Genomic DNA, 26,517 nt, shown 5'->3' with positions numbered 1-26,517 from the left:
TTGCTCCACCCGGGAAATAACGAACGCCCCGACGCAGGATGCGGTCGGGGCGTCACAATGTGTGCCGGCGGTGCCGGTGCCTCGTCCTCCTGCGTGGGCCGCCGGGATGTTCCCGGACCTTCAACCGATTGCTCGGTGACCGACGGTCTTTGGTGGATCGCCACACACCATAACGTGACGAGGGCCGATCAGCCAAAACGGCGTCCACCGGCCCGGCGGCCGTTAAGCGATCACCACGCCGACCACGAGCGACACGAAGATCACCGCCAGCATCGCGACGCGCAACCAGTGCAGTCGATCCCAACGCGCGGCCAGCACACGCGACACGTCGTCGGCGCTGCGCCACGCTGCGATCTTGTTGTTGATCGGCACCAGCACCAGCACGGACAGTCCCACGACGACCACCATCAGGCCGGCGCCCACACCGATGAGCCAACGCTGCGGGCCTGCGACGACGGCGACCCCCACCAGCAGTGCGAATGAGGCCAGATACCAGAACGGCATCACCTTCCCCAGTAGCCCGGCGCCGCCCCCGCGGGCGGCCCAGAAGGCTTCGTCGGGCAGGCACCCGAGGATTGGACGAAGAAACGCCGCCACCGCGAACTCCGAACCCAGCAGGCTCCCGACCGCCACCAGCGCAAGTATTTCCACGATCTGCTTCACGACAAGCCACTGTGAGGGTTATGCTGACAAAAAACAAGGTACTGACAAATTAGTCAGCATAAGGAGCGCTGGTGGCGGCATCGAAAACAATCGTCAGTGACTGCCCCATCGACGCCGCACTGTCGGTCATCAACGGCCGTTGGAAGGGCACCATCCTCTGGCGCCTGGCCGACGGGCCGATGCGGACCGCGGAGCTACGTCGCAGCATCCCGGGCATCACCGAACGAATGCTCATCCGTCATCTGCACGAGCTCGTCGCCGACGGGATCATCGAACGCCACGACGCCGGTACCGTGCCGCCCTGTGTGCACTATTCGATCTCTGAGTACGGGAACACTCTGGCCCCGGTGCTGGCTCAGCTGTGCGAGTGGGGCCGCCACCACCTTTCACGCTGACTCAGCCCCGGGAGCGGGGCCGTTGCCGAACCATCGGCGGTAGGTAGTAAGCAGAGTCAACGCAAGGTGGCTAACACAGCCGCCCCCACCAGCCCGGCGTCGCCGCCGAGTTCGGCGGGCACCACCTGCAGGCCCACCAGGAAGTCCAACCCGGCACGCTCGGCCAGCGCGATCCGCAGCGGGTCGAACAACAGGGGACCGGAGCGGGCGACTCCCCCGCCGATCACCACCAGATCCAGGTCGCACACCGCTGCCACCGAGGTGATCATCACCGCCAGCGCGTCGGTGCCGCGCCGAAAAGCCCGCAGCGCCACGGGGTCACCGGCGGCGGCGGCCGCGGCGAGCGTTTTGGCATCTGCTGGGGATGCTTGCGGCGTCCATCCGTTGGCCAGCGCCCAGCGCACCATCGACGGACCGGAGGCGATGGTCTCGACGCAGCCGCGGCCACCGCAGCGGCACCGCTCTCCGTCGGGATCGACGATGACGTGCCCCACGTGGCCCGCGTTGCCGGTACGGCCGTGCAACGGCGCGCCGTCGACCACCAGGCCACCGCCCACGCCGGTGGAGACCACCATGCCCAGCATGGATCGGGTGCCGCGCCCGGCGCCGTGCCGGTACTCGCCGAGCGCCATGCAGACGCCGTCGCCACCCAATCGGACCGGAACCCCGGGCACCGCGGCGGCCACCCGGTCACGCAGCGCGAACCCGCGCCAGCCCCCGATGTTGACCGGGCTGACGGTTCCGGCGTTGACGTCGATCGGTCCGGCCGAGCCGATGCCCACGGCGGCCACCCGCCCGCCGGCCCGTTGCAGGGCACCGTCGATCAGCTCGGCCACCACCGCCCACACCACCTCGGTGCCCTGATCGGCCTGGGTGGGCAAGGTGGCGGCGTAGATCAGTGATCCGCCGGGATCGACCAGGCCGACGGCGATCTTGGTGCCACCGACATCCAGCGCGAGGACCGCGGCCATCAGTCGACCCCCACGGGCGCCAGCACCACCAGGGGCACCGCGGCCGAATAGGCCAGCGCACCCGCGCCGCCGACCCGGACCAGCGCCCACCAGGTGCCTGGTGTCGCCCACACCGGCGGGGCGATGTCGAAGCTCAGCTCCACCCGGCCGCGCGCCGGCACCACCGCACCCTGGGCCGGCGGACCGGCCCATTCCCAGGTACCCCAGGGGCTGATCAGGTGCGCCTCGACCGCCAGGGCGGCGTGCGCGTCGGTGCCGACCAGGACGGTCAGCCGGGCAGAGCGTCCGGCGGTGACTTCGATCGCGGACGGGTCGTCGACGTAGAGCAGCCGGTCGGAACCGGGATCGCCGACCCGCACCACCGCCACGTCCTCCACCGCCTGGCGCCACGCCGGTGGCACGTCACCGAACAGGTCGAGTCGCGCGCGCAGCGGATACAGCCCTGGGCCGGTGTCGGCGGGAACCCTCACCCGCACCGGGATGCACGTGTGGTCCCCGGCGGCCAACCGCACCGGTTGTTCGGCCGGCGCGACCGCCCAGCCCGCCGGGCACTGCCACGTCAGCGCACCGGACACGACCGCGTCGACGCAGTCGCTGGCCACCGTCAGCTCCAGGTTCAGCAGTGCGCCTGCGTCCGTGTCGAGCCGGTGCGGGTGCAGCGCCGGGGTCACCGGCAGCCCACCCAGCGGCGCCGGCCCGCGATTGTGCAGCCAATAGCGGGCGTAGAGCGGTTGGGCTGCCTCGGATTCGGGGGCCAAAGCAGCAACGGCGTCGCCCCGCTTTTCCATGTCGAGGCGAGCGGTGACGGTGGCGATCTCGTAGCCGTGCAGCCGATCCGGAGCGGGATGCTCGTACGGCTGCTCCAGCAGATCGGCCCGGCCCAACACGGTCACCGGGCCCAGGTCGCTGCGCAGTGTGACGGCGGCGTCGGCGCCGCGCGTTTCCACCAGGCGCAGCGTGACGGTGTTCGGGTCGACGGGCTGCACGCTGCCACGCGCGATCGGGTTGCCGGCCGCCTTGAGCGCCCCCAGGCCCACCCCGTCGGCGGGGTCGATGCGCAGCAGCGAGCCGCTCGCCGGGAGCCGGCCATCACCTCCGGTCACCGCCACGGCCCGCAGCGGGTCGGCGAATTCGGCACTGCGCGCGGGCATCTCCAGCTGCCGCCAGTCGCCGTCGCCGGCCACCAGCGCGTAGTCGAAGGTGTGCGTCCAGTGCTGCAGTTGAAAGGCGCTGCCGTCGGGCGCGGTGCGGCGCGGGTCGTCTTCCCAGGCCGCTGACGGCCAACTGGTGCACGAGCGCAGCAGGGCGGTGTGCAACGTGCCCGCGCAGTCCACCGCGAAACTGGGCACGCCGCGGTTGATCAGTGCGACGGTGCGCGCCTGGAAGGGCGCCATCTCGGCGTCGGCGTGTTGGTCCACCTCGATCTCGGCGTCGGCCAGGTCGTCGGCCACCCGGGCGATCTCGGCGACCAAGGCGTCGTCGTCGCGGCCGGCGATCACCAGTACCGGCAGGGCGCGCGGGCCGCTGAGATCCGCCCCGGGCACCCAGACCTCGGTGAGGGGCTTTTCGGCCGGCACCCACACCCGGGCCCGGCCGTGCCGATCGAGCTGGCGTTGCAGCTCGGCGGTGTAGGCCGGATCGGCGGCGTCCAGCACGGCCCGGGTGAAGGCGTTGCGGTCCGGTCCGCCCAGCGCGATACGGGTGTCGGGCAGGTTGGAGTCGACGTCGAGGTTGCCGTAGCGCGGCCCCTCGGCCACCGAACAGGCGGCGGTGACCCCGGCGCGCACCAGCGCCACCATCAGCTCCCGCGCCGGGGAGCCCGCGGTGACTACCTCGGCCACCGCGACCGCCCGGCTCGCGTCGCCGACGCTGATCCGCGCGGTTGCCGACAGCCCGAACCAGCGGTGCGCGGGGGTGTCGAGGGTCCGCGGGTGCCGCGCGGTGTCCACCGAGCGTCCGCTGGGCTCGTGCAGCAGGCCGAAGCCGCGGCCGATGACGGCGTCGGCCACCTCGGCGACCGGCAGGGCGCCGGGCACCGGGCACGGCCAGCGCAGCCGCAGCAGGTGATCGGCGCCGGTGAACTCGTCGATGGTGGTGGAGCAGTCCACCCGGTCCACGCCGTGCCACAGCGTCAGGGTCTGGGTGTAGGCCAGCACGTTGCGGAGCCGCCCGGACACCACCAGCCGCTCCCCCAGCGGTCCGCGGTAGGCCTGCACCGTCACATCGCGGGCGACCGCGGAGGTGAACAGGTTGCCGCTGGGCACCAGATGCCATGGGCCCTCACCGGCCTGCGGGTGTTTGGGGTATTCGTCGTAGACGGCGAGCTGGTTGCCCAGGCCCCCTTCGACGATCATTTCGCGGCCTTGCTGGCGCCACGAGGTGATACCGCCGCCGCGATCAGGGTCCGCGGTCAGCTGGTGGTGCTCGTTGCTGATCCGGGTGCCGTCCACCGGTTGCCAGCCGGTGATGTCCGCGGTGGGCCGCAGCCGGTAGGTCTGCCAGCCCAGCGACGGCACGTCGCGGGCCAGCCAGCTGACGGTGCTGCCGCCGTGTTCGACGTGGGCGGGCAGTTCGGTTCCGTCCGGGGCGACCAGGCGCGCCCCGGCCGACAGCGGTGTCGCCAGGTGCACGGTGACGATGTCGGTGCGGTCGCGGGCCGCCGGATTCCACACCACGGCACTGTCACCCTGGCCGGTATCGACCAGGCCCGACAGCACCGCCAGGGCGTTGTCGCGGGCGTCGGCGCCCACCTGCCAGGCGTCGCGCCAGCCGGTCAGCAGGTCCAGGTAGACCTGGTCGGCTTCCGAGCCGGTGATGGCGTCGTGGTGGGCGCCGTAGGACAGTTGTGCCCAGGCCTTGGCCAGTGCCGCCTCCGGGTAGTCCACGCCCGTGAGCGCCGCGGCGAACACCGCGAAGCGCTCGGCGTCCAGGACCGCCTGCTCGGCGGCCCGGTTGGCCTGCTTGGTGTCGATATAGGAGACGTGGCAGCCGGTGTAGATCGGGTTCATGTCCCGGGTCTGCGGGGACGGGGCCGTGCCGCGCTGCTCCAGTTCGGCGCGCACCGCGGCGAAGAATTCACTCGGCACGGCGCAGACGAACTTCGGCCAGGTGTAGCGGGTGTTCCAGTCGCGGTGGATCTGGGTGATCCAGCGGTTCGGCGGGGTGAAGTCGGTGCCCACCGGCAGCAGCACGTTGCGGGTGGCGGCGACCTTCTTCATTTCGGTGAACAACCGGTAGACGTCGTCCTCGGCGGCGGCCAGGGTCGCATTCGCGTCCATCCACCAGCCGGCCGCGTAATGCGCGGGCATGTAGTGGGTCAGCAGACCGCGACCGGACGGCGCGATCCATTCGAACTCGGACGCGAACTGCATGCGGCGCGGATCGCCCCGGTCGGCCATCGGACCCCACTGATGAAAGGGTCCGCGCGCCCAGGCGCTGGAGGTCAGTCCGGCGTCGGCGACCAGCCCGGGGAACTGTGGGTCGTGGCCGAACACGTCGAGCTGCCAGGCCGTGGCCGGTGCGGCACCCATGATGTCGCGCTGAAAACCCATCCCGGCCACCAGGTTGCGGATCGTGGTCTCGGCGTCGGTGAGGTTGGTGGACGGCTCGTTGTAGGTGCCGCCCATCACCTCGACCCGGCCCTGCGCGATCAGCCGGCGCAGCTCGGCGCGGTCGGCCGGGTGGGTGTCCCAGTACGGCTTGAGGTAGTCGACTTCGGCCAGGACGAACTTGTAGTCGGGGTGGTCCCGGGCCCAGTCGAGGTGGCCGCGCACCAGATCGAATCCATTGGTCTGCCGGCACGCGCCGAGCGGGCTCTCGGTCCACACGCTGGTGTAGTTGGCCTGGGTGTTCCACCAGACCGGGTCGTAGTGGAAGTGGCCGATCATGAACATCGTCCAGCCGGGTTCGGCGACGGTGAACGTGAACCGGCTGCCGTTGACCTGGGCGGGCCGCTGTTGACCCGGCACCGGGTCGTCGACGGTCACCGGCACCTCGACGACACCGCTTCCGGGCTCGGCCACGGCCTCCCCGGCCAGACCCTCGCCGTCGATACGCAGCGGTGTCGCCACCTCGGTTTCGCCGTATTCGACGCGGACCAGTTGCGCGGGCGCATCGGCCGGCCCGACGAACTTCTCGGTCGATTCGACGTCGAGGATCCGCATGACACAAACCTACGGATGCGCGCCCGCCGAGCGGAGACTTTCGGCGACCGGGCGCATGGCTGACCCCCTGGCGCCCGGGTGCCAAGCCCTGAGGCGATGCGCTGGCGGAGAACTTCCGCCGCTGATTTGGCAGACTGCAGCAATGAGTTCGACCCCACCCCGCCAGGTGGCCCAGCTGGACCGGGTGCCGCTGCCGGTTGAGGCGGCCCGCATCGGCGCAACGGGCTGGCAGCTCACCCGCGCCGCCACCCGGGTGTTCACCCGGCTGCTCGGGCCCGGGCCCATCCAGCAGAAGGTGATCCGCGAGCTGCCCCAGACGTTCGCCGATCTGGGCCCCACCTACGTCAAGTTCGGCCAGATCATTGCCTCGAGTCCCGGCGCGTTCGGCGAACCGCTGTCTCGCGAGTTCCGCGGACTGCTCGACTCGGTGCCGCCGGCCGACCCGGCCGAGGTACATGCCCTTTTTGTCGAGGAACTGGGCGCCGAACCGCAGGAGCTGTTCGCGAAGTTCGACGAGACCCCGATCGCCTCAGCCTCGATCGCCCAGGTGCACTTCGCCACCCTGCACAGCGGCGAGGAGGTGGTGGTCAAGATCCAGCGGCCGGGCATCCGCCGGCGGGTCGCGGCCGACCTGCAGATCCTCAAACGCTTCGCCCAGGTGGTGGAGCTGGCCAAGCTGGGCCGGCGACTGTCGGCCGGTGATGTGGTCGCCGATTTCGCCGACAATCTCGCCGAGGAGCTGGACTTCCGTATCGAGGGCCAGTCGATGCAGACCTGGGTGTCGCACCTGCACGCCTCCCCCCTCGGCAAGAACATCAAGGTGCCCGACGTGCACTGGGACTTCACCAGCGAGCGGGTGCTGACGATGGAGCGCGTGGCGGGCACCCGCATCGACGACGCCCTCGCCATCCGCAAAGCCGGTTTCGACGGCGTGGAGCTGGTAAAGGCGCTGCTGTTCTCGACCTTCGAGGGCGGGCTGCGGCACGGGTTGTTCCACGGCGACCTGCACGCGGGCAATCTGCTGGTGGATGACGAGGGCCGGGTGGTGTTCCTGGACTTCGGGATCATGGGCCGCATCGACCCCCGCACCCGGTGGCTGCTGCGCGAGCTGGTCTACGCGCTGCTGGTCAAGAAGGATCACGCCGCGGCCGGCAAGATCGTGGTGTTAATGGGCGCGGTGGGCACCGTCAAACCCGAGGGCCAGGCCGCCAAGGATCTCGAGGCGTTCGCCACCCCGCTGACGATGAAATCGCTGGGCGACATGTCTTACTCCGAGATCGGCAAGCAGCTCGGCGCACTGGCCGATGCCTACGACGTCAAGTTGCCGCGCGAGCTGGTGCTCATCGGCAAGCAGTTCCTCTACGTGGAGCGCTACATGAAACTGCTGGCGCCGCGCTGGCAGATGATGTCCGACCCACAGCTGACCGGTTACTTCGCCAACTTCATGGTCGATGTCAGCCGCGAGCACAAAGACAACGACGACCCGGGAGTCTGACCTTGGTGGAGATGCGCAGCGGCACCGCCCGCTCGGGCGATCTGGAGATCTTCTACGAAGATCTGGGAAACCCCGAGGATCCGCCGGTGCTGCTGGTGATGGGGCTGGGCGCTCAGCTGCTGCTGTGGCGCACCGGGTTCTGCGAGAAGCTGGTCGCCGAGGGTCTGCGCGTCATCCGCTACGACAACCGCGACGTCGGCTTGTCCAGCAAGCTGGGCCGCGAACATGCCCGGGGCGCACTGGTGCCCCGGATGGCGCGGTTCTGGATGGGCAAGCCCAGCCCGGCCGTTTACACCCTCGAAGACATGGCCGACGACGCCGCCGCCCTGCTGGATCACCTCGGAATCGAGCAGGCGCACGTGGTCGGCGCATCCATGGGCGGCATGATCGCGCAGGTGTTCGCCGCACGGTTCGCGCCCCGCACGCGTTCGCTGGCCGTCATCTTCTCCAGCAACAACCGGCGTTTTCTTCCCCCGCCGGCGCCGCGCGCACTGATGGCGCTGCTGACCGGGCCCTCACCGGACTCCCCTCGTGAGGTGATCATCGACAACGCGGTGCGGGCCAGCCGGATCATCGGCAGTCCGCGCTACCCGGCGCCGGAAGACCAACTTCGGGCCAACATCATCGAGGCCTACGAACGCAGCTACTACCCGTGGGGCATCGCCCGGCAGTTCGGCGCCATCCTGGCCAGCGGCAGCCTGACCGCCTATGACCGACTGATCACCGCGCCGACTGTGGTCATTCACGGCCTGGCCGACAAGCTGATGCGGCCCTCGGGAGGCAAGGCGGTCGCCGATGCCATCGACCGCGCCCGGCTGGTGCTGTTCGAGGGCATGGGTCACGACCTGCCCGAAGAGTTGTGGGATCCGGTGATCAGTGAGCTGACCACGACATTTGCCGCCGCGCGGTGATCTATGGCGGTGGTCCTTACGTCGCCAAAGCCACACCGAAGTGCTCATAACAGCTGAGCAACGGTAGTCTGTGCACACTCTCCCCCCATTTTGAGAAGATCGCGAGTGAACTGAGCCATGCCCAAGCTGGAGCCGAAGTACGAGGAACTGCAGTCGATCTACGACATCTCCAATGAGTTCTACGAGCTTTTCCTAGGTCCGACCATGGGCTACACCTGCGGGTTCTACCCGGACAAGGACACCACCTGCGACGAGGCGCAGATCGCCAAGTTCGACTTAGCGCTAGGCAAGCTGGGTCTGGAGCCCGGCATGACGCTGCTCGACATCGGCTGCGGTTGGGGGGCCTGCATGCAGCGGGCGCTGGAGAAGTACGACGTCAACGTCATCGGGCTCACCCTCAGCGGCGAGCAGCGCCAGTACGCCATCGACAAGCTGGCCAAGGTGGACACCAACCGCAACGTCGAGGTGCGCCTGCAGGGCTGGGAGGAGTTCACCGACAAGGTGGACCGGATCGTGTCGATCGGGGCGTTCGAGCACTTCGGCCGCGACCGCTGGCCGGCCTTCTTCGACATCACCTACAACGCGCTGCCCGACGACGGCCGGATGCTGCTGCACACCATCACCGCGATCAGCGGGCAGGACGAAGCGCAGGCCAAGGGCATCCCGATGACCATGTCACTGGCCAAGTTCACGCTGTTCATCATGCGGGAGATCTTCCCCGGCGGACAGCTTCCGTCGGCGTGGCTGCCCCGCAAGTACGCCGCCGACGCCGGTTTCACCGTGACCCGGGATGACGAGATCGGATTCCACTACGCACGCACCCTGCAGGACTGGGCGGCCATGTTGGCGGCCAACAAGGAGCGGGCGATCGAGGTTCAGGGCCAAGAGGCCTACGACCGCTTCGACAAGTACCTCAATGGCTGTGTGGAGCTGTTCCGCAACGGAAACACCAGCGTCCACCAGTACACCTTGCAGAAATAGTCGGGATCGGCCTGCCGCGGGATCCGGCTTGGCTACATTTCACGTCAACCGATTCACCCCCGACCCGCTAAGCTGCAACAGTTGACCGGAACGGACGACAAGGCGGTTATCGCGTCCGGTCACAGCGGGTTTCATCAGGAAGGCAATCAGTCAAAAATGGTGGACAAATCGACCCGGACCGCAGATATGCGTCCGAAATTCGAGAACATTCAGGCCCACTACGACCTGTCCGATGACTTCTTCGCGCTGTTCCAGGACCCGACCCGGATGTACAGCTGCGCGTACTTCGAGCCGCCGGACGCCACGTTGGAAGAAGCCCAACTGGCCAAGCTCGACCTGAACCTCGACAAGCTGGACCTGAAGCCCGGCATGACGTTGCTGGATATCGGGTGCGGCTGGGGTGCGACCATGAAGCGCGCCGTCGAGAAGTACGACGTCAACGTCATCGGCCTGACCCTGTCGAAGAACCAGCATGCGTACTCGCAGAGCCTGCTGGACGCCATCGACACCGACCGGTCACGGCAGGTCCTGCTGCAGGGCTGGGAGCAGTTCCACGAGCCGGTGGACCGGATCGTCTCCATCGAGGCGTTCGAGCACTTCGGTTTCGAGAACTACGACAGCTTCTTCAAAAACAGCTACGACATCATGCCGGCCGACGGCCGGATGACGATCCAGAGCAGCGTGAGCTTCCACCCCTATGAGCTCAACGCGCGCGGCAAGAAGCTGACGTTCGAGACCGCGCGGTTCATCAAGTTCATCCTGACCGAGATCTTCCCGGGCGGCCGGCTGCCCACCACCAACATGATGGTGGAGCACGGTGAGAAGGCCGGTTTCACTGTGCCCGAGGCGCTTTCGCTGCGGCCGCACTACATCAAGACCCTCAGGATCTGGGGCGACGCATTGGAGGCCCACCACGACGAGGCCGTCGCGATCCAGTCCGAAGAGGTCTACCAGCGCTACATGAAGTACCTGCGCGGCTGCGAGTACTACTTCACCGATGAGGCGCTGGACGTCAGTCTGGTCAGCTACGTCAAGCAGGCCGGCTAGATCCCACCAGCCAGCAAAAAAGCCCCCGTCACGCGCAAGCGGGCGGGGGCTTTTCGCTGAGTGCTATTCAGCCGCGAAGTTGCGGGTGACGGCCGGATCCACCGGGATGCCGGGGCCGGTCGTCGTCGAAATGGTGACCTTCTTGAGGTAGCGGCCCTTGGACGACGGCGGCTTGAGCCGCAGCACCTCGTCGAGGGCGGCGCCGTAGTTCTCCGCCAGCTTGGCCTCTTCGAACGACGCCTTGCCGATGACGAAGTGCAGGTTGGCCTGCTTGTCGACACGGAAGTTGATCTTGCCGCCCTTGATGTCGGAGACGGCCTTGGCGACGTCGGGGGTGACGGTGCCGGTCTTCGGGTTGGGCATCAGACCACGCGGGCCCAGCACGCGGGCGATGCGGCCGACCTTGGCCATCTGGTCCGGGGTGGCGATCGCGGCGTCGAAGTCGAGGAACCCGCCCTGGATCTTCTCGATCAGGTCGTCGCTGCCAACCACGTCGGCGCCGGCGGCGATAGCCTGCTCGGCCTTCTCACCGACCGCGAACACCGCGACGCGGGCGGTCTTACCGGTGCCGTGCGGCAGGTTGACGGTGCCGCGGACCATCTGGTCGGCCTTACGCGGGTCGACACCGAGCCGGATGGCGACCTCGACGGTGGCGTCCTGCTTGGTCGAGGACGTCTCCTTGGCGAGTTTGGCCGCCTGCAACGGAGTGTAGAGGTTGTCGCGGTCCACCTTCTCGGCGGCGGCGCGGTAAGCCTTGCTGGTCTTGCTCATTGGTTATCCAATCTCAAATGGTTGGTTGTGGTTGACGGGCCGAAGCTGGCCCTCCCACGGTTCCGTTTCTCTCCGAATACTCCTTCGCACTCCTGCGCTGGGCCTCGTTCCTCGGCCCGCTTCGTCGTGCTCAGGACATTCGTCGAGTGGGGGTACTACTCGACGGTGATGCCCATGGAGCGGGCGGTTCCGGCGATGATCTTGGCGCCGGCCTCGATGTCGTTGGCATTGAGGTCAGCCTTCTTGGTCTCGGCGATCTCGCGCACCTGGTCCCAGGTCACCTTGGCGACCTTGGTCTTGTGCGGCTCGGCCGAGCCCTTGGCGATACCGGCGGCCTTGAGCAACATCCGTGCGGCGGGCGGGGTCTTGAGCGCAAAGGTGAAGCTGCGGTCCTCGTAGACGGTGATCTCCACGGGAATGACGTTGCCGCGCTGGCTTTCCGTCGCGGCGTTGTACGCCTTGCAGAACTCCATGATGTTCACGCCGTGCTGACCAAGTGCGGGTCCGACCGGCGGCGCGGGGTTGGCCTCGCCAGCCTTGATCTGAAGCTTGATCAGCCCGGCGACCTTCTTCTTCGGGGCCATGAGAGGGTGTTTCCTTTCCTACGTACTAAATCTTGGAGACCTGGTTAAAGGCCAGTTCCACTGGTGTCTCGCGACCGAAGATGGACACCAGCACCTTGAGCTTCTGCTGCTCGGCGTTGACCTCGCTGATCGAGGCGGGCAGCGTGGCGAACGGACCGTCCATGACGGTGACCGACTCGCCAACCTCGTAATCGACCTCGATGACCGGCCGCTCCAGACCGCCCTCAGAGGCGGCCGCCGCGGCGCTCGCCGTGCCACGGGCCTGCTTCTTCGCCGCACCCTGCGGCAGCAGGAACTTGACCACGTCGTCCAGCGGCAGCGAGGTCGGCCGCGAGGTGGCGCCGACGAATCCGGTGACGCCCGGGGTGTTGCGCACCGCAGACCAGGAGTCGTCGGTCAGGTCCATTCGGACCAGGATGTAGCCCGGCAGCACCTTGCGGTTGACCTGCTTGCGCTGGCCATTCTTGATCTCGGTGACCTCTTCGGTGGGCACTTCCACCTGGAAGATGTAGTCGCCGACGTCGAGGTTCTGCACGCGGGTCTCGAGGTTGGCTTTCACCTTGTTCTCGTACCCGGCGTAGGAGTGGATGACGTACCAGTCGCCCGGCTTGGAGCGCAGTTCGGCTTTCAGCGCCACCGCGGGGTCGAGTTCCTCAGCCGGCTCGTCCGGGGCCGCCTCGGTGGCCTCAGTGGCCTCGGGAGCGTCAGCCTCGGCGGACTCGGTGGCCTCCACCGCGGAGTCCTCAGCGGGAACCTCAGCGGCCTCCGCCACGTCGACCGGCTCGCCCGCGGGCGTGTCGCCGTCGAAGGTAGTCACGGTTGTCAGTCCTTCCTATAACTTCACTCGCCGAACACCAGCAGCACCAGCCGAGCGAATCCGTAGTCTGCCCCGGCGACCAACGCCACCATGAAGACCAGGAAGGCCAGCACCACCGCGGTGTAGGTGACCATCTGCTTGCGGTTCGGCCAGATCACCTTGCGAAGTTCGCCGACGACCTGCTTGAGGAAATTCAGAACGAAGACGAACGGGTTGCGGGAAGGCCCTTCGGCCTTCTTCTTCGCCTTCTTCTTGGCCTTTGCGGCGTCCGCGGCGTCTTCCGCGTCCAATTCGGTAGCCGTGGACTCCACGTCGTCGCCGCCGTCACCGGCACCACGACGCCGCGAACGCTTGCCGGTGGGCCGCAGCGGGTCGCCGACCTGCCTGCTCACCACGGCCGTGCGACTGCTGCTGCCGGATTCGGCATCGCTATCGCCGTCGGCTGCGGCGTCGGGACGGTCGAGCTCGTCGGTCACCGCATGCTCCTTCGTTGTTCGCGCTTACCTCATTGCCGTACCGCGCATGGTGTCCAGTGTCCACCATGGCACGTCAGCAGGGGCGACAGGACTTGAACCTGCAACCTGCGGTTTTGGAGACCGCTGCTCTGCCAGTTGAGCTACGCCCCTTCGCGGTTGGCGTACCAACCCTGCGGGTTCGGAAGCCTTACCCGTGCGCCGTCTCCGGCTCACACAATTCGCGCGCCCCCCGTTCGCCTCACGGAAAGCGCGCTAATGCTGGGAAAACCCCGAGGTCCGAGTGTACCTCGCCGCTGCGGCCAGTTACTAATCAGGCTGTTCGGACGACCTGACCGGATTCGGCGTCCCATCGGAGGTTGACCGAATCATCGCCGTCGTGACCCATCATCGTGGTGAAGGCTTCGAGCACTACCTCACCGTCCTGGTTGGTCAAGATATTGCGGGTGGTGACGATGTCGGCACCGAAACGCTCCACTACCGAGGCGATCTCCATCCGGGCGTACAGGGTGTCGCCGGCCTTGATCGGCTTGAGGTATTTGAAGCCCTGGTCCACCTGGACCATTTGCATGGTGGTGTAGCCGGTGTCGACGTGACGGAAGAAATCGGACTGCACCAGCTTCGCCAGAATCGCCACGAACGTCGGCGGTGCCAGCAGCGAGTCGTGGCCCAGCTTGGCGGCTTCCGCCTCGTCGTAGTAGGCGGGATCCTCGGCCTTGATGGACCGGGCGAACTCGCGAATCTTCTCGCGGCCCACCACGAACGACTCCGGGTAACGCCAGATCATCCCCCTGATGTCAGTCTTGATCGCCATCGCAGCGCGTTCCTCTAAGCCAGCTTCGCGGACGCGACCGCCCGCCCGAAGATCTTCTTGCCCCCAGTGGTGGCGGTGAGCGCAATGGTCACCGTCTTCGACTCGGCGTCGACAGACTTCACCCGGCCGCTGAAGGTGATCTCCGCACCCTTGCCATCGTTGGGCACCGGCACCACAGAGGTGAAACGCACGTTGTACTCGGTCACGGCGCCCGGGTCCCCCACCCACGACGTGACGTATCCGCCGCCGAGGCCCATGGTCAGCATGCCGTGGGCGATAGCGGTGTCCAGGCCCACCTGCTGGGCGATCTCGTCGTCCCAGTGAATCGGGTTCAGGTCGCCGGACACGCCCGCGTAGTTGACCAGATCCTGCCGCGACAGCGGGATGACCCGCTCGGGCAGCTGGTCGCCGACCTTGACCGAACTGAACTCACGCAACGCCATCGGTGAAACCCTTATCTCCCTCGCCGGCGCGGCCCGCCAGTGTCGTATATGTCTTCTGCACGATCTCGCCGGCGTGGTTGGTGACCACCTGTTGAGTGACGATGATGTCGGTGCCGTGTGCGCGGCGAACGGATTCGACCGACACGTCGCAAAACAGCCGGTCACCTTCCTTGATCGCTTGGTGAAACTCAATCTTCTGGTCGACCTGGACGATCTGAGCGTCGTCGGTGGTGACACCGCAATGCTCGAAGAAACCCGAAATGGCCATGTGCCCGAACACCGAGATGAAGGTCAGCGAGGCCACCAGCCCGTCGTAACCGAGATCCGCTGCCGCTCGCAGGTCCAGGCTGGCGGGGTCCACCGCCTTGACCGCACGGGCGTACTCGCGGATTTTCTCCCGTTCCACGTCGTAGTGGTCGGGATAGCGGTAGTGCGCCCCAGCGAGGCGGTCGGCCAACGACATGGCTCGGCCTGCTTAGCGAGATTCGCGGTGCGACTCGTGCTTGCCGCAGTTGGGGCAGAATTTCTTCAGCTCCAGCCGGTCGGGGTCGTTACGGCGGTTCTTCTTGGTGATGTAGTTGCGGTGCTTGCACACCTCACAGGCCAAGGTGATCTTCGGCCGCACATCAGTACTGGAGGCCACGTCTGTCGTCCTTCTTCACATGTCGAATTGCTTGCAGTAGCGGTGGGGAGGCTCGATCTCCCGACCTCACGATTATGAGTCGTGCGCTCTAACCAGCTGAGCTACACCGCCCCGATCGGCGCTAGTCGGCGCACCGACTGGCGTCCACCGAGCCCCCTAACGGAATCGAACCGTTGACCTTTTCCTTACCATGGAAACGCTCTGCCGACTGAGCTAAGGGGGCGGTCACCCACAGCAACCCTTTCGGGCGCTGCAAGCCTGTAGAAGGTTACAACCTCGGCCACGAGGTCACCAAACCGCGACGACAGAACCTGTGTCAGGGCAGGCCCGGCCCGCTTGGCGGCGACCTGCATCGCCCGGCTTCGCCGCGCTCGCAATCGACCGGCCCCCGCTGCTTTAGGCTGAAGGGCGTGCCCGATTCCGACCGGCTGTACTTCCGCCAGCTGCTCTCCGGACGCGATTTCGCGGCCGGCGACCCGATCGCTGCGCAGATGCGCAACTTCGCCTACCTGATCGGCGACCGCGAGACCGGCGACGCCGTGGTGATCGACCCGGCCTATGCCGCCGGCGATCTGCTCGACGCGCTCGAGGCCGACGGGATGCACCTGTCGGGCGTACTGGTCACCCATCACCACCCCGATCACGTGGGCGGCAAGATGATGGGCTTCGAGCTCAAGGGGCTGGCCGAGCTGCTGGAACGGGCCAGCGTTCCGGTGCACGTGAACAGCCATGAAGCGCAGTGGGTTTCGCGGGTCACCGAAATTCCGCTGTCGGATCTGACCTCGCACGAACACGGCGACAAGGTCAGCGTCGGCGCCATCGACATCGAGCTGCTGCACACCCCCGGCCACACGCCGGGCAGCCAATGCTTCCTGCTCGATGGCCGGCTGGTGGCCGGCGACACTCTCTTCCTGGAGGGCTGCGGCCGCACCGACTTTCCGGGCGGCGACTCCGACGAGATGTACCGCAGCCTGCAGCAGCTGGCCGCGTTGCCGGGTGACCCGACCGTGTTCCCTGGGCACTGGTATTCGGCCGACCCGAGCGCAGCGCTGTCGGAAGTGAAGCGATCCAACTACGTATTCAGCGCCGGAAGCCTGGACCGGTGGCGCATGCTGATGGGCGGATGAGGGGATGGCTGATGGGATCAGTTGAGGACCGCTTGTATGACGTCGCCCACGCGGGCGCGGATGCCTGGCTGGCCTGGGCCGCCTGGCTGGCCATCGGGATCACCGTGCTGGCGCTGTTCTATTTGAACCGTCAACTGCAGCGCAACCGCCGGTTGGCCGCCGAACAGACCCGGCCGCACGTGGCGATGTTCATGGAGCCGCACGCCGCCGATTGGCACGTCATCGAGCTGGTGGTCCGCAACTTCGGCAAGACCGCGGCCTACGACATCCGGTTCGCGTTCGACCAGCCACCGACGGTGGCCCGCTACGAAACCGCCTCGGACGGCTACGCCGACGTCGTCGCGCTGCAACTGCCCGAAGAACTGACGGTGCTGGCGCCGAACCAGGAATGGCGAACGGTGTGGGACTCCGCGATCGACCGAGCCGAGCTCGGCGAGGGCATCGAGTCGCGGTTCACCGGGACGATCAGCTACGCCGACAGCCCCGACGAGCCCAAGGGCTGGTTCGGGCGGCGGGGCAAGCAGCCTCGGTACGAGAACAAGGTGGTCCTCGACTGGGGTGACCTGCCCCCGGTGCGGCGGGTCGAGTTGATGACCACCCACGACCTGGCCAAGCGCGAGAAGCAGAAACTGGAGCTGCTGCGCAGTCTGCTCAGTTACTTCCACTACGCCAGCAAGGAGACCCGCCCGGACGTGTTCCGCGGCGAGATCGAGCGGATCAACGGTGCGGCGCGTGAGATCCAGGACCGCCTTCGCGGTCGCGAGCAACTGGAGGCGTCCGGCAGCACCGACATCACGGTGCGGCTCGGCGACCCCAGCGCGGAGTTAGGCAAGCATCGCAGCTGAGCCCACCGCACGGATCCCGGCTTCAGTCGCTTTCGGCGGTGTCCTCGGCTGCGCCCGTGCTGGGGTAGTGCGACGCCCGGAACCGCTGCAGGTAAGCCGGCCAGTCCCAGCTCGACAGGAACTCGCTGGCCGCGGCGTAGCCGTTGTCGTAGAGCTTCTCCAGCCGCTCCCGGGAGATGTCGAAGTCCAGCACGCTGACGTCGGTGGAGTTGACCTTGATGGCCCGCACACTGACCCACGGCTGGTTCAGGTAAGTCTGGTCGTGGCCGACCAGCATGGTGCTGATCAGGTTCTCCAGCAGCAGTGACTGCCCGAACAGTCGCAGCGGCCGCAGCACCGGAACCATGGCACCGATCCCGTCGGATATCTCCGGGACGACCGTGACCCCGAACGTGGGCCACAACGGTGCTCGGCCGTCGAGCCGGTCGAAGGTGTAGATCGGGAAGTTCGACAGCACCCCACCGTCGACCAGGGTGGATCGCAGCCCGCTGGCGCTGGTCAGCGTCACCGGGCGGTAGAAGAAGGGCACCGCCATCGAAGCGCGCACCGCGTCGGCGACGGACTGCTCATCGGGATCGAGCCCATAGAGCCGCCGGTAGTCCCACGGCAGCCGCGCCAGCTGCCCGGTCGTCACGTCGGTGACGGTGACCACGGCGCGGTAGCGCCGCTCGGGCAGCAGGTTGTCGGCGTGGTAGCCCAGATCTCCCCAGGTGCGCACTCCCAGGTTCGCCAGCTCGCTGCGGATCCACTCGTAGGCGACGTCGCCGCGATAGAGGGCGTTGTCGCGCAGGAACCCCCACACCGGTCCGACCAGCGGGATCGGCCCCGCGTCGCGCCAGGTGTGCAGCGGTACCGACAGCGCCAGGTCTTTGACCTGCGCCGCGGTCAGCTGGTCGCCCTGGGCCGCGGCGGCCAGAATCGTGCCCACCACCGAACCGCCGGACACCCCGGAGATGCGCTGTACCGAGTAGCCGGCCTCCATCAGGGCGACCACCGCTCCGACGAGCCCGATGAAGCGCACTCCCCCGCCGGACAGCACCAGGTCGGCGGTCAGCGGGTCGGTGTCGCGGGCTCGACGAGTAGCCATCGACCGGCGCTCAGTCCGCTGAATTCCATTCGTAGGGAAGGAATTTACCGTCGAAAGTGATCACCACTCGGTCGCCGCCCGGATGGGGCTTGCGCTCGATGTCCATGCTGAAGTTGATGGCGCTCATGATGCCGTCGCCGAACTGCTCGTGAATCAGCTCTTTGATCGCCGGGCCGTACACGCCCACCGCTTCATAAAGCCGGTAGATGGTCGGGTCGGTGGGCGGTCCAGTGAGCCCGCCGCGCATCGGTACCGCGGCCAGTACCGGCACCACCTCGGGGTCCAGTCCGAGCAGGCTCGCGAGGGTCTTGGCCGCTTCGGCGGGAATGGGATGTGAGCCCAGCAGTGCCGAGGTGGTCCACACGACCGGCTTGTCGATTGCGTCGGCCAGCTCCTGCCAGGTCAGTCCCTTGGCGAGGCGGGCGGCGATGATCTGCTCGGTGATCTGGCTTCGGTTCATGGCATCCAGCATGCCCGCCTCGCTCACTGTTCGAAATAGCGACGCAGGTTGTCCCACATCGCGGCGTGCGAGCTGCCGCCGTCGCGCAGCACGGTCTTCATCAACAACCGTGGGGCGCTGATGTCGACCAGTTCGTGCAGTCTGGTGCCCCCACCGTGCGGGTGCACCGTCATGGTGGACCACATCTCGATGCCGGGCCGCTGCCGGGTGTGGGTGCGGATCTCGCCGGGCGCGCTGGTGCGCAGGTCCACCCGGCAGGTGAACCGGATCGGTATTCCGTAGAGGCGCATACGATGCGGAGCCAGGTATCGGGTGACGCCGTCGGCGCCGCCGGGAACCTGGCGGACGTGCACCAGCATCGGGTGCACGGCTTCGTAGTTGACCAGATCGGCCAGAAACGCCGCGACGGTCTCGGGCGGCGCAGCGATGACGGCGGTGTGCTCCAGGCGTCCGCGTGCCATGGCAGCACCTTAGCCCCGCAGGTTGCGGTGGCATACTCGCCGGTATGCCGCAAGACAAGGCCTCTGGGCGTCGCCAATCGGTCGTACTGCTCATGGCTGTAGCGGCGATAGCGGTGCTGCTCTTCGGCTGCGGATCGCAAACCCGGGCCGAGAACACCCAACTTGATTTCGCCGCCCAAACCCTCGATGGCCGACCATTTTCCGGTGCGAGCCTGGTCGGCAGACCGGCCGTGTTGTGGTTCTGGGCGCCGTGGTGTCCGCTGTGCCAACGGGATGCACCGATGGTCGCTCGACTGGCCGCCGCGCACCCCAAGGTGACCTTCGTCGGCGTGGGCGCGCAGGACCGGCTGGACGCGTTACGGGCGTTCGTCGACAGGTACGGCGTCGACGAGTTCACCGAGTTGGCCGACACCGACGCGGCGGTGTGGGCCCGGTTCGGGGTCACCCGGCAGCCGGCGTACGCCTTCATCAAGCCCGACGGGCACGTCGAGGTGGTGACGGGCTCGCTGGCCGAGGCCGAGCTGAACAGGCGCCTACAGGCCCTGACCGGTTCGTGATCGACACCGCCGCACTCAGTTTTGCCCTGGGGGCCGGGCTGGTGGCGGCGCTGAACCCGTGTGGTTTCGCGTTTCTTCCCGGCTATCTGGGCCTGGTTATCGCCGCCAGCCGAGATACCTCACGACCGGTCGCCCTGGCCCGGGCAGCGCTGGCGACCATGGTGATGGCCACCGGATTTCTGACGGTGTTCGGGATCTTCGGATTGGCCGTCTCGCCGTTGATCGCTTCGGCACAGAAGTATCTGCCGTTCGCCACTGTGGTGATCGGCGTGGCGCTGCTGGCGACGGGCGTCTGGTTGTTGGCCGGCCGCGAGATCCCGCTGTTGCTGCTCGGTAGGGCGGGCGGGATACCCACGGCACGGCTGGGGTCGATGTACGGCTACGGCGTCGGCTACGCCATGGCGTCACTGTCCTGCACGATCGCTCCGTTTCTGGCGGTGATCAGCACCACGTTTCGGCAGGGTTCGACGGTGGCGGGCGTGCTGGCGTTCATCGCCTATGCCGTGGGCATGAGCATCACCGTCGGCGTTGCGGCGCTGGCGGTGGCGGTGGCGGGTTCTGCCGCCAGCTCCGCGTTGCGGCGCGTGCTGCCGTATGTGGGACGCGTCGCCGGGGTGATCGTGTTGCTCACCGGGCTGTACGTCAGCTATTACGGCTACTACGAGATCCGGTTGTACTTCGCCGAGGGCGACGCTCATGATCCGGTGGTCGGTGCCGCGGGTGCGGTGCAGTCCTGGCTGGCCGATCAGGTCGACGCGCTGGGTGTTTGGCCGCTGCTGGGCGCGATCGTCGCGCTGGTGGCCGGCGCACTGGGCTGGCGAGCGCTGCGGCGCCGGCACCGGTCCGCCCCCGAATAATTGTTTCGATTGTTTCAATCTCGGGCAGCGGCGGGTAGCATGGGCGCATGCCCACCGCCGTCGCCCCGATCGCCCGCCAGGTCGCCGAACGCGCCCGCACCGACGCCGGGTTCGCCCTTGTCCTCGACGCGCTCCTGGAGGCGCCCACCGCCCCTCAGGGCACGTTGGAGCGTATCGCCGCCCACGCCCTGAACGACCAGCGCCGCGCTGCCCTCGKCGACGACTTCGTCGCCGGGGCGCTGCCCACGCCGAAGGTCCAAGACCTCCTGCGGTTGGGCACACCGCAGGCGGTGCACCGGCTGCGCAGCCGCGGCAAGCTCATCGGCGCGGCCATCGGCAACCAGACCTGGTTTCCGGCCTGGCAATTCGATGACGCCCGGCTGCGCCCGGAGCTGACCGAGATCCTGGAGCTGCTGGGCCGGTTCACCACCGACCCGCTGGCCGCGGACCGCATCATGCGGCTCACCCATGACGAACTGGGCGGTGTCTCGATCGCCGAGGCGCTGCGCCACGGCGAGACGGCGCCCGCCGCGCGCCGACTGCTCACCTCGCTCGGTGCCTGAACTCCCGGCCGGCTATCGGGCACCGCTGCCCGATGCCCGGCCCAGCGGGCTGCGCCGCCGGCGCATCGCCGCCGGCGCACAGCTGTGGCGACTCGACGCCGAGCCCCCCGGCCAGTGGACCTGGGGCGGCTTCGGTCAGCCGCGCTATCGCTTCGATCCCCCGTCCGGCGGGTTTCGCACCCGCTACGCGGCGACCGATCTCGTCGGCGCGTTCCGGGAACGCTACCGACTGACCGGATTGATGATCCCCGGCGATCACGCCCGCCACCATCTGGTGCGGCTGTCCGCCGCCCGACACCTGCGGGTGCTCGATCTGCGCACCGAGCGCAACCTGGATGCCCTGGGCGTCGACGACCAGATCAGCACCGGCCAGCACGACGCGGTGTGGGCCACCTGCCAGCACCTGGCAGATGCCGTGCGGCGCTGGTGGCCCGAGCCCGACGAATGCCCGGATGCGATCGTCTATCGTTCGCGCACCACCCCGGAGACTTCGGTCAACTATGCGTTCTTCGATGTCGGTGCATTCGCGGTGGAGTGCTGGCCGCTCGCGGAGCGCCCGGAGGTGACCGCGGATCTGGTGCTGCGGCACGGGTTTACCGTCGCGTACTGAGTCCGATAGCGCACTGCCCCACCTGCCACAGACCCACCCGTCACAGACCCACCCGTCACAGACCCACCTGCCACAGACCCATCTGTCACAGACCCACCCGTCACATACCCACCAGTCACAGCACGGAGGATGTGGGCATGCGCCCGCCTCTGAGCGACAACGCCGGTTATGTCAACTCGCATTGCGCTCGCCGAGGCGCGATTCTCCACCAGCACCCCGCCACGGCCTGACATAACGTCGCTTGTCGCTCGGAGCCGGGCACACACCACACCCCCGCTCCCGCGTGACGCCTGAGACGGACGTGACCGATCCCGGCGCTCAGCCCGGCTTCGTCGCGGTGACCAGCCGGGTCGAAGTCCACGGCCCGCCGTACCACATTCGCCAGCCCAGGTTGCGCCATGTCACGTCACGCCAACCCATTTCACGCAGTTGGGCGGCGTGGCGGCGGATCTCCCACAGATCGGCGATGGCCAACCGGCCTCCGGGCCGCAGCACCCGGGCCGCCTCCGCCAGCGCACGCCGGCGGCCCTCGCGAGACCCGATGTTGTGGATCGCCAGGTTGGACACCACCAGGTCGACGCTGGCGTCGGGCAGCGGCAGCGCGGTCATGTCGCCGGTGCTCACCTCGATCCGGTCGGCGACGCCTTCCAGGGCGGCGTTGGCCCGGGTGGCATCAGCTGAGTTGTCGGTCTGATCGGCCTGCCACAGGTCGACTCCGATCGCACGGCCGTCGGGCAGCCGCTTGGCCGCGGCGCACAACACCGCACCTCGACCGCATCCCATGTCGAGCACGGTTTCGTCGCCGCGCAGGCGCAGCCCATCGAGTACGTCGTCCCACACCTTGAACTTGCCGGCCCGCGTCGCATGCCAATACAGCCCGACCTGGGTCAGGACGGCGGCGTCGAGGACCAACGCCGCCGCGCCGGGCCACAGTGGACCGCGGGCCAGGGCGATGCCGCCGTAGATCGCCAGCGCGGCGGACCCGATCGCCAAAAGCGGCGAGCTGCCCGCCCAGCGAGACCCGGTGAAACGATCCGTCGATGCCGTAGTCGCCGCGATGGCGTGGCGCCTCAGTCATCGTGCAGGCTCTCGTCGCCGAACCTGATCCCGAGATCGCGCGCTGTCTCGATCGAATCACAGTCCACTGGAACGGTTTTCTGTCGGCGGGTAGCTTCGGCCAACGGCACGTAATCCACCGTCGGCGGGTTGAGCGCCACCATCACCCCGCTGCGCCCCTCGTCGAGGGCCCGCACCGCCGCAGCGCCGAACCGCAGCCCCAGCAGCCGGTCCACCGACGACGGCGAACCGCCGCGTAACAGATGCCCCAGCACCACGGCACGCGACTCGCGCCCGGTGAGCGCCTCGAGTTCAGCGGCAACCTTGGCGCCCACGCCGCCCAGGCGTTCGGCCTGACCCACCGCCTTGCCCGCCACGGTGAGCTCGCCGCCTACCGGCTTGGCGCCTTCGGCCACGCAGATAATGGAGTAGGTCGAACCACGTTGCGCGCGTTGGTTGATCAGCTCGGCCACCGGCTCGAGCCGATACGGGATCTCCGGAAGCAAGATGGCGTGCACCCCGGACGCCAGCCCGGCATGCAGCGCGATCCAGCCGGCGTAGCGGCCCATCACCTCCACCACGATGATCCGGCTGTGCGAGGTCGCGGTGGGAAACAACCGATCGATGCACTCGGAGGCGAAATCGACCGCACTGTCGAAACCGAACGTCGCCGCGGTGCCCTCCAGGTCGTTGTCGATGGTCTTGGGCACCCCGACCAGCCGCAGCCCAGCCTGGTGCAGGTGGTGGCCGATCGCCAGGGACCCGTCGCCCCCGATGGTGATCAACGCATCGATCTCGTGCTCTGCGAAGCGCTCGAGCAGCTCGTCGGTGCGGTCCTGTTCGCTCCAGCTGCCGTCGGGCTGCTGCACCGGGTAGGCGATCGGGTTGCCGCGGTTGGTGCTGCCCAAGATGGTGCCGCCCTGGTGGATGATGCCGCGCACCCGGTTACGGTTCAGCTCGATCAGACCGCCATCGGGATAGTCGTCGCCCAGCAGCAGCCCGTTGTAGCCGTCGCGGATCCCGACCACGTCCCAGCCTCGTCTTTGGGCGGCCAGGGTGGCGGCGTAGACGACGGCGTTGAGACCTGGTGCGTCACCGCCACCAGTGCTGATCGCGATGCGCTTGATGCCCGCCGTCACCCCTGGACCGCCAGCACCGGGCTTTTGGGATCGATCAGAACCTTGGCATGCCGGGCCGGGTCCGCCAGCGCGTCGAACGCGTTCGCCACCCCGCCCAGTCCGACGGTGCCGGTGATCAACGGCGAGACGTCGACCTTCCCCTCGGCGATCATGTGCAGGGTGTCTCGGAATTCCATTGGTGTGTATCCCAATACGAACCGAAGGTCGGCTTCCTTGTTGATCGCGATCGCCGGCCGGATCGCGTCGGTTCCCATGCAGACGCCGACCACGACCACCCGGGAGAACAGGGGCGCGCCGGCGATGATGCCGTCGATGACACCGGGCACCCCGACGCACTCGAAGATCACCGGGCGGTTGGGTGTGGCGGCGCCGACGGCTTCGGCGGCCCGCCAGACATGCCACCAGGGCAACCGTGCCTTGTACAGCTTTTCGACGGTGCCCACCGCCAAGCCCAGCGCATCCGGCGCCTTCTCCAGGTGGCCGTGGCCCGCGGCCGCGGCATAGGGCGAATCGTGTGCCGGGTCGACGACGATGTCGGCGCCGCATCGGGTGGCCAGCGCGCGGCGGCCGGGCGAGAAGTCGCTGGCGATCACCGTGCGCACACCGCGGGCTTTGAGCATGCACACCACCGCCAGGCCGATCGGTCCGCAGCCGATCACGATCGCCACGTCGCGCTTGCGCACCTCGCCGCGTCGCACGGCATGCCAGGCGACCGCCATCGGTTCGGTGAGTGCGGCCGCGTCCACCGACAGGCCGTTGGGAATGGGCAGGGTCAGCGACTGCTCGACGAGCATCTGCTCGGCGTAGCCGCCCGGCGCCGATTCCGACAACCCGATCGCATGGACAGCGTCACCGCGCCGCAACAGCGGTAGTGCGACTACTCGGGTGCCGGGGCGCGGCGCCTTTCGAGTACGGGGACCGTGGTCGAGTACTTCGCCGCAGACTTCGTGCCCGAGCACCACCTGCTGATCCGAGCACATGAAGCCGTCGTATCCGGTCGCGGCCATGACATCGGCGACCTCGTCGCAGTGCTGGCGTGCGTGCAGATCAGATCCGCAGATACCGCACCGCAGCACGTCGATGAGGAGCTGGCCTCTGGCCGGGACGGGGGTAGGTAGTTCGACGAGCTCGAGTTCGCTGTTGCTGCAACTGACCGCTTTCACGGTTTCCAGCCTACGAGGGTGACCGGCGGGTGGGGTGTCAACGACCGGGGCGGCGAGCACGTAACAGGGCTCCCACCAGGACGATCGCCAACACCGCCAGCCACGGCCAGGCGCCGTGCTGGTGCACCCACCCGGCGAGCGTGCCCTGGAGCCGTCCCGCCGCGGCCAGCACCGGATCGCCCACGCTGGCGTCGCCCTGGAACAGGCGAACTTCGTAGTAGCCGTAGTAGCCGACGTAGAGTCCCACGGCCACCAGCAGTGCCCCGCTGATCCGGCTCGCGTAGCGGGTGATTCGCCGTATCTTGGCGATCAGCGCGGAGCGGGCCAGCGCCACCGCGATCGCGAGCACCCCGACCAGTAGGCCGAACCCGGCCGCATATGCCAGATAGACCGTCACCGCGTCGCGGCCACCGCGCAAGGCCGCCCCGGTGACCGCCAGGAACGGGCCGATCGTGCAGCCCAGCGACGCGCACGCGTAGCCCACCCCGTAGCCGAGCATCGACCCGATCCGGGCGGTGGGCGCCCATCGTCCGCCGAACGATCCAACCGCGAGTCGGCCGCCCGCCAGCAGCCAAAACCCAAGGGCCACCAGCACCACCCCGATCACCACCGTGGCGTAGGGCAGGTAGCGCTGCGCCCGTGCGGCCGCCGTGACGGTGAGCAGCCCGAAGACGCCGAACACCGCCAGAAAGCCCAGGGTCATCGCCGCGGTGGCCGCCAGCGCGCGGCCCACCGCCTGCCGCCCGCCGGTCCGCTCGCCACGCACCACCAATGCCAGGTAGGCGGGCAGCAGCGCGAACCCGCACGGATTCAGGGCCGCCACCAACCCTGCGGCGAAGGCCAGCGCGGGCAGGTTCTGGTTCACCTAGGTCAGCGCCGCGACCCGGTCGGACAACTCCTGTTGCGACATCGCCGAGGTGGGGTTGTTCACGAAGGTCGAGGTGCCGTCGGAGCGCTCGAATACGTAGGCGGGCTGCCACGGCACTCCGAATCGGGTCCAGATCGAGCCGTCGGCGTCGTTGAGGTTGGTGAAGTTCAGGTGGTACTTGGCGACGAAGGCCTGCATCGACGCCACATCGGAGCGGCCCGCGACTCCGACGAAGGTCACCCGGGGGTTGGCGGCCGCGACTTGGCTCACCGACGGCGCTTCGGCGTTGCAGAACGGACAACTCGGCCGCCAGAACCACAGCACTACGGGTTTGCCCTGCAGGCTGGCGCCGTTGAAGGGGGTCCCGTCAATGGTCGTGGTGGTGAACTGCAACCGGTCATCTGCGGCGGTGGCGGCCGGTGAGGCGGCCAGCCCGACAACCAGTGCGGCGACAGCGGCCAGTACCAACGTGTAGATCCTCATGTGAGGCATCACGAACGCGGACGGCCGATGGTTCAGCCCACGCGTCGGGGCCGCGGTTTATGGTGGCCGC

General features: G+C 67.9%; 29 protein-coding genes, 3 tRNA genes and 1 pseudogene. 11 read left to right on the top strand and 22 right to left on the bottom strand.

Annotation, left to right across the window (positions count from 1 at the left end; translation table 11 throughout):
- Positions 1 to 222: 222 nt before the first annotated feature.
- Positions 223 to 663: an anthrone oxygenase family protein gene (locus EJK91_RS02225; RefSeq protein WP_024440993.1), complete on the bottom strand. Its 441-nt coding sequence runs from the start codon at positions 661 to 663 to the stop codon at positions 223 to 225.
- Positions 664 to 734: 71 nt separating this feature from the next.
- On the opposite strand from EJK91_RS02225, the gene EJK91_RS02220 reads away from it, so the two are divergent.
- Entirely contained in the window at positions 735 to 1,058 is a 324-nt protein-coding gene (locus EJK91_RS02220) for a winged helix-turn-helix transcriptional regulator (RefSeq protein ID WP_024440992.1), read from the top strand.
- Between the two features lie 56 nt (positions 1,059 to 1,114).
- Here EJK91_RS02220 and EJK91_RS02215 read toward each other — a convergent pair whose 3' ends face one another.
- Together EJK91_RS02215 and EJK91_RS02210 are read right to left on the bottom strand one after the other, a co-directional pair.
- The gene (locus EJK91_RS02215) at positions 1,115 to 2,029 is read right to left on the bottom strand and encodes an ROK family protein (RefSeq protein WP_024440991.1); all 915 of its coding nucleotides are present in this window, start codon (positions 2,027 to 2,029) and stop codon (positions 1,115 to 1,117) included.
- Positions 2,029 to 6,192 (bottom strand): NEW3 domain-containing protein, encoded by a 4,164-nt coding sequence (locus EJK91_RS02210; protein WP_125078146.1) that lies wholly within the window; start codon positions 6,190 to 6,192, stop codon positions 2,029 to 2,031. The genes EJK91_RS02215 and EJK91_RS02210 overlap by 1 nt, the downstream gene beginning before the upstream one ends.
- Before the next feature lie 142 nt (positions 6,193 to 6,334).
- Between EJK91_RS02210 and EJK91_RS02205 the strand changes: the two genes are divergently transcribed.
- From EJK91_RS02205 to EJK91_RS02190, 4 genes are all read left to right on the top strand, one after another.
- The gene (locus tag EJK91_RS02205; protein WP_024440989.1) at positions 6,335 to 7,687 is read left to right on the top strand and encodes an ABC1 kinase family protein; all 1,353 of its coding nucleotides are present in this window, start codon (positions 6,335 to 6,337) and stop codon (positions 7,685 to 7,687) included.
- Between the two features lie 2 nt (positions 7,688 to 7,689).
- Positions 7,690 to 8,598: an alpha/beta fold hydrolase gene (locus EJK91_RS02200; RefSeq protein WP_275451595.1), complete on the top strand. Its 909-nt coding sequence runs from the start codon at positions 7,690 to 7,692 to the stop codon at positions 8,596 to 8,598.
- Positions 8,599 to 8,715: 117 nt separating this feature from the next.
- Entirely contained in the window at positions 8,716 to 9,579 is an 864-nt protein-coding gene (locus EJK91_RS02195; RefSeq protein WP_046300925.1) for a cyclopropane mycolic acid synthase family methyltransferase, read from the top strand.
- Between the two features lie 156 nt (positions 9,580 to 9,735).
- Positions 9,736 to 10,626, top strand: a complete 891-nt coding sequence (locus EJK91_RS02190) for a cyclopropane mycolic acid synthase family methyltransferase (protein ID WP_024440986.1) — start codon at positions 9,736 to 9,738, stop codon at positions 10,624 to 10,626.
- Positions 10,627 to 10,689: 63 nt separating this feature from the next.
- Here the strand turns inward: EJK91_RS02190 and rplA are convergent, their stop codons facing one another.
- From rplA to EJK91_RS02135, 11 genes are all read right to left on the bottom strand, one after another.
- Entirely contained in the window at positions 10,690 to 11,397 is a 708-nt protein-coding gene (gene rplA, locus EJK91_RS02185) for a 50S ribosomal protein L1 (protein ID WP_125078145.1), read from the bottom strand.
- Positions 11,398 to 11,552: 155 nt separating this feature from the next.
- Positions 11,553 to 11,981, bottom strand: a complete 429-nt coding sequence (gene rplK, locus EJK91_RS02180; protein ID WP_024440984.1) for a 50S ribosomal protein L11 — start codon at positions 11,979 to 11,981, stop codon at positions 11,553 to 11,555.
- Positions 11,982 to 12,006: 25 nt separating this feature from the next.
- Positions 12,007 to 12,798: a transcription termination/antitermination protein NusG gene (gene nusG, locus EJK91_RS02175; RefSeq protein ID WP_024440983.1), complete on the bottom strand. Its 792-nt coding sequence runs from the start codon at positions 12,796 to 12,798 to the stop codon at positions 12,007 to 12,009.
- 23 nt (positions 12,799 to 12,821) lie between these two features.
- Positions 12,822 to 13,274, bottom strand: coding sequence for a preprotein translocase subunit SecE (gene secE, locus EJK91_RS02170; protein WP_024440982.1), 453 nt, complete (start codon positions 13,272 to 13,274; stop codon positions 12,822 to 12,824).
- 77 nt (positions 13,275 to 13,351) lie between these two features.
- Positions 13,352 to 13,424, bottom strand: a tRNA-Trp gene (locus EJK91_RS02165).
- A 160-nt stretch (positions 13,425 to 13,584) separates the two neighbouring features.
- Complete coding sequence (gene hadC, locus EJK91_RS02160; protein WP_125078144.1) at positions 13,585 to 14,085, bottom strand: (3R)-hydroxyacyl-ACP dehydratase subunit HadC; 501 nt, start codon at positions 14,083 to 14,085, stop codon at positions 13,585 to 13,587.
- A gap of 14 nt (positions 14,086 to 14,099) precedes the next feature.
- Positions 14,100 to 14,528, bottom strand: a complete 429-nt coding sequence (gene hadB, locus EJK91_RS02155; RefSeq protein WP_046300928.1) for a (3R)-hydroxyacyl-ACP dehydratase subunit HadB — start codon at positions 14,526 to 14,528, stop codon at positions 14,100 to 14,102.
- Positions 14,515 to 14,991: a (3R)-hydroxyacyl-ACP dehydratase subunit HadA gene (hadA, locus tag EJK91_RS02150; protein ID WP_024440979.1), complete on the bottom strand. Its 477-nt coding sequence runs from the start codon at positions 14,989 to 14,991 to the stop codon at positions 14,515 to 14,517. The genes hadB and hadA overlap by 14 nt, the downstream gene beginning before the upstream one ends.
- 12 nt (positions 14,992 to 15,003) lie before the next feature.
- Positions 15,004 to 15,171: a 50S ribosomal protein L33 gene (gene rpmG / locus EJK91_RS02145; RefSeq protein ID WP_024440978.1), complete on the bottom strand. Its 168-nt coding sequence runs from the start codon at positions 15,169 to 15,171 to the stop codon at positions 15,004 to 15,006.
- A gap of 37 nt (positions 15,172 to 15,208) precedes the next feature.
- Positions 15,209 to 15,282, bottom strand: a tRNA-Met gene (locus EJK91_RS02140).
- 39 nt (positions 15,283 to 15,321) lie between these two features.
- Positions 15,322 to 15,394: transfer RNA gene (locus tag EJK91_RS02135), tRNA-Thr, on the bottom strand.
- A gap of 187 nt (positions 15,395 to 15,581) precedes the next feature.
- On the opposite strand from EJK91_RS02135, the gene EJK91_RS02130 reads away from it, so the two are divergent.
- Both EJK91_RS02130 and EJK91_RS02125 read left to right on the top strand, forming a co-directional pair.
- On the top strand, positions 15,582 to 16,298 hold the full coding sequence (locus EJK91_RS02130; protein ID WP_125078143.1) for an MBL fold metallo-hydrolase: 717 nt from the start codon (positions 15,582 to 15,584) through the stop codon (positions 16,296 to 16,298).
- Between the two features lie 11 nt (positions 16,299 to 16,309).
- Entirely contained in the window at positions 16,310 to 17,143 is an 834-nt protein-coding gene (locus tag EJK91_RS02125; RefSeq protein ID WP_024440976.1) for a hypothetical protein, read from the top strand.
- 22 nt (positions 17,144 to 17,165) lie between these two features.
- On the opposite strand, the gene EJK91_RS02120 is transcribed toward EJK91_RS02125, so the two are convergent.
- The 3 genes from EJK91_RS02120 to EJK91_RS02110 are packed head-to-tail and all read right to left on the bottom strand — an operon-like array spanning position 17,166 to position 19,151.
- Positions 17,166 to 18,230 carry a patatin-like phospholipase family protein gene (locus EJK91_RS02120; protein ID WP_024440975.1) on the bottom strand — a complete coding sequence of 355 codons (1,065 nt, stop codon included), beginning with the start codon at positions 18,228 to 18,230 and terminating at the stop codon, positions 17,166 to 17,168.
- Between the two features lie 10 nt (positions 18,231 to 18,240).
- A complete protein-coding gene (gene cynS / locus EJK91_RS02115) occupies positions 18,241 to 18,690 on the bottom strand; it encodes a cyanase (RefSeq protein ID WP_444850789.1) in 450 nt (149 codons plus the stop codon).
- A gap of 23 nt (positions 18,691 to 18,713) precedes the next feature.
- Complete coding sequence (locus EJK91_RS02110) at positions 18,714 to 19,151, bottom strand: SRPBCC family protein (RefSeq protein WP_125078142.1); 438 nt, start codon at positions 19,149 to 19,151, stop codon at positions 18,714 to 18,716.
- Positions 19,152 to 19,195: 44 nt separating this feature from the next.
- Between EJK91_RS02110 and EJK91_RS02105 the strand changes: the two genes are divergently transcribed.
- Genes EJK91_RS02105 through EJK91_RS02090 form a run of 4 tightly spaced genes read left to right on the top strand, consistent with a single transcriptional unit; the run spans position 19,196 to position 21,738 of the window.
- Positions 19,196 to 19,708, top strand: a complete 513-nt coding sequence (locus tag EJK91_RS02105; protein ID WP_046300931.1) for a redoxin domain-containing protein — start codon at positions 19,196 to 19,198, stop codon at positions 19,706 to 19,708.
- Positions 19,705 to 20,565, top strand: coding sequence for a cytochrome c biogenesis CcdA family protein (locus EJK91_RS02100; protein WP_125078141.1), 861 nt, complete (start codon positions 19,705 to 19,707; stop codon positions 20,563 to 20,565). The genes EJK91_RS02105 and EJK91_RS02100 overlap by 4 nt, the downstream gene beginning before the upstream one ends.
- Before the next feature lie 47 nt (positions 20,566 to 20,612).
- Positions 20,613 to 21,128: a hypothetical protein gene (locus tag EJK91_RS02095; RefSeq protein ID WP_125078140.1), complete on the top strand. Its 516-nt coding sequence runs from the start codon at positions 20,613 to 20,615 to the stop codon at positions 21,126 to 21,128.
- Complete coding sequence (locus EJK91_RS02090) at positions 21,121 to 21,738, top strand: RES family NAD+ phosphorylase (RefSeq protein WP_125078139.1); 618 nt, start codon at positions 21,121 to 21,123, stop codon at positions 21,736 to 21,738. Before EJK91_RS02095 ends, EJK91_RS02090 begins: the two co-directional genes overlap by 8 nt.
- A gap of 318 nt (positions 21,739 to 22,056) precedes the next feature.
- On the opposite strand, the pseudogene EJK91_RS23095 reads toward EJK91_RS02090, so the two are convergent.
- The 5 genes and pseudogenes from EJK91_RS23095 to EJK91_RS02065 all read right to left on the bottom strand — a co-directional run bounded on the left by EJK91_RS23095 (position 22,057) and on the right by EJK91_RS02065 (position 26,456).
- Positions 22,057 to 22,816, bottom strand: a pseudogene (locus tag EJK91_RS23095) (class I SAM-dependent methyltransferase).
- Positions 22,809 to 23,933, bottom strand: coding sequence for a 6-phosphofructokinase (locus tag EJK91_RS02080; protein ID WP_125078138.1), 1,125 nt, complete (start codon positions 23,931 to 23,933; stop codon positions 22,809 to 22,811). The pseudogene EJK91_RS23095 and the gene EJK91_RS02080 overlap by 8 nt, the downstream one beginning before the upstream one ends.
- Entirely contained in the window at positions 23,930 to 25,096 is a 1,167-nt protein-coding gene (locus tag EJK91_RS02075; RefSeq protein WP_125078137.1) for a zinc-binding dehydrogenase, read from the bottom strand. Before EJK91_RS02075 ends, EJK91_RS02080 begins: the two co-directional genes overlap by 4 nt.
- 37 nt (positions 25,097 to 25,133) lie before the next feature.
- The gene (locus tag EJK91_RS02070; RefSeq protein WP_024440965.1) at positions 25,134 to 25,961 is read right to left on the bottom strand and encodes a cytochrome c biogenesis CcdA family protein; all 828 of its coding nucleotides are present in this window, start codon (positions 25,959 to 25,961) and stop codon (positions 25,134 to 25,136) included.
- Positions 25,962 to 26,456 (bottom strand): protein disulfide oxidoreductase, encoded by a 495-nt coding sequence (locus EJK91_RS02065; protein ID WP_125078136.1) that lies wholly within the window; start codon positions 26,454 to 26,456, stop codon positions 25,962 to 25,964.
- Positions 26,457 to 26,517 lie beyond the last annotated feature (61 nt).

Origin of the sequence: Mycobacterium sp. P7213 (genome assembly GCF_900604305.1) — a bacterium.
Lineage (GTDB): Bacteria > Actinomycetota > Actinomycetes > Mycobacteriales > Mycobacteriaceae > Mycobacterium.
The sequence above is the reverse complement of the archived record's forward strand: the minus strand, read 5'-3'. Positions and strand labels throughout refer to the sequence as shown.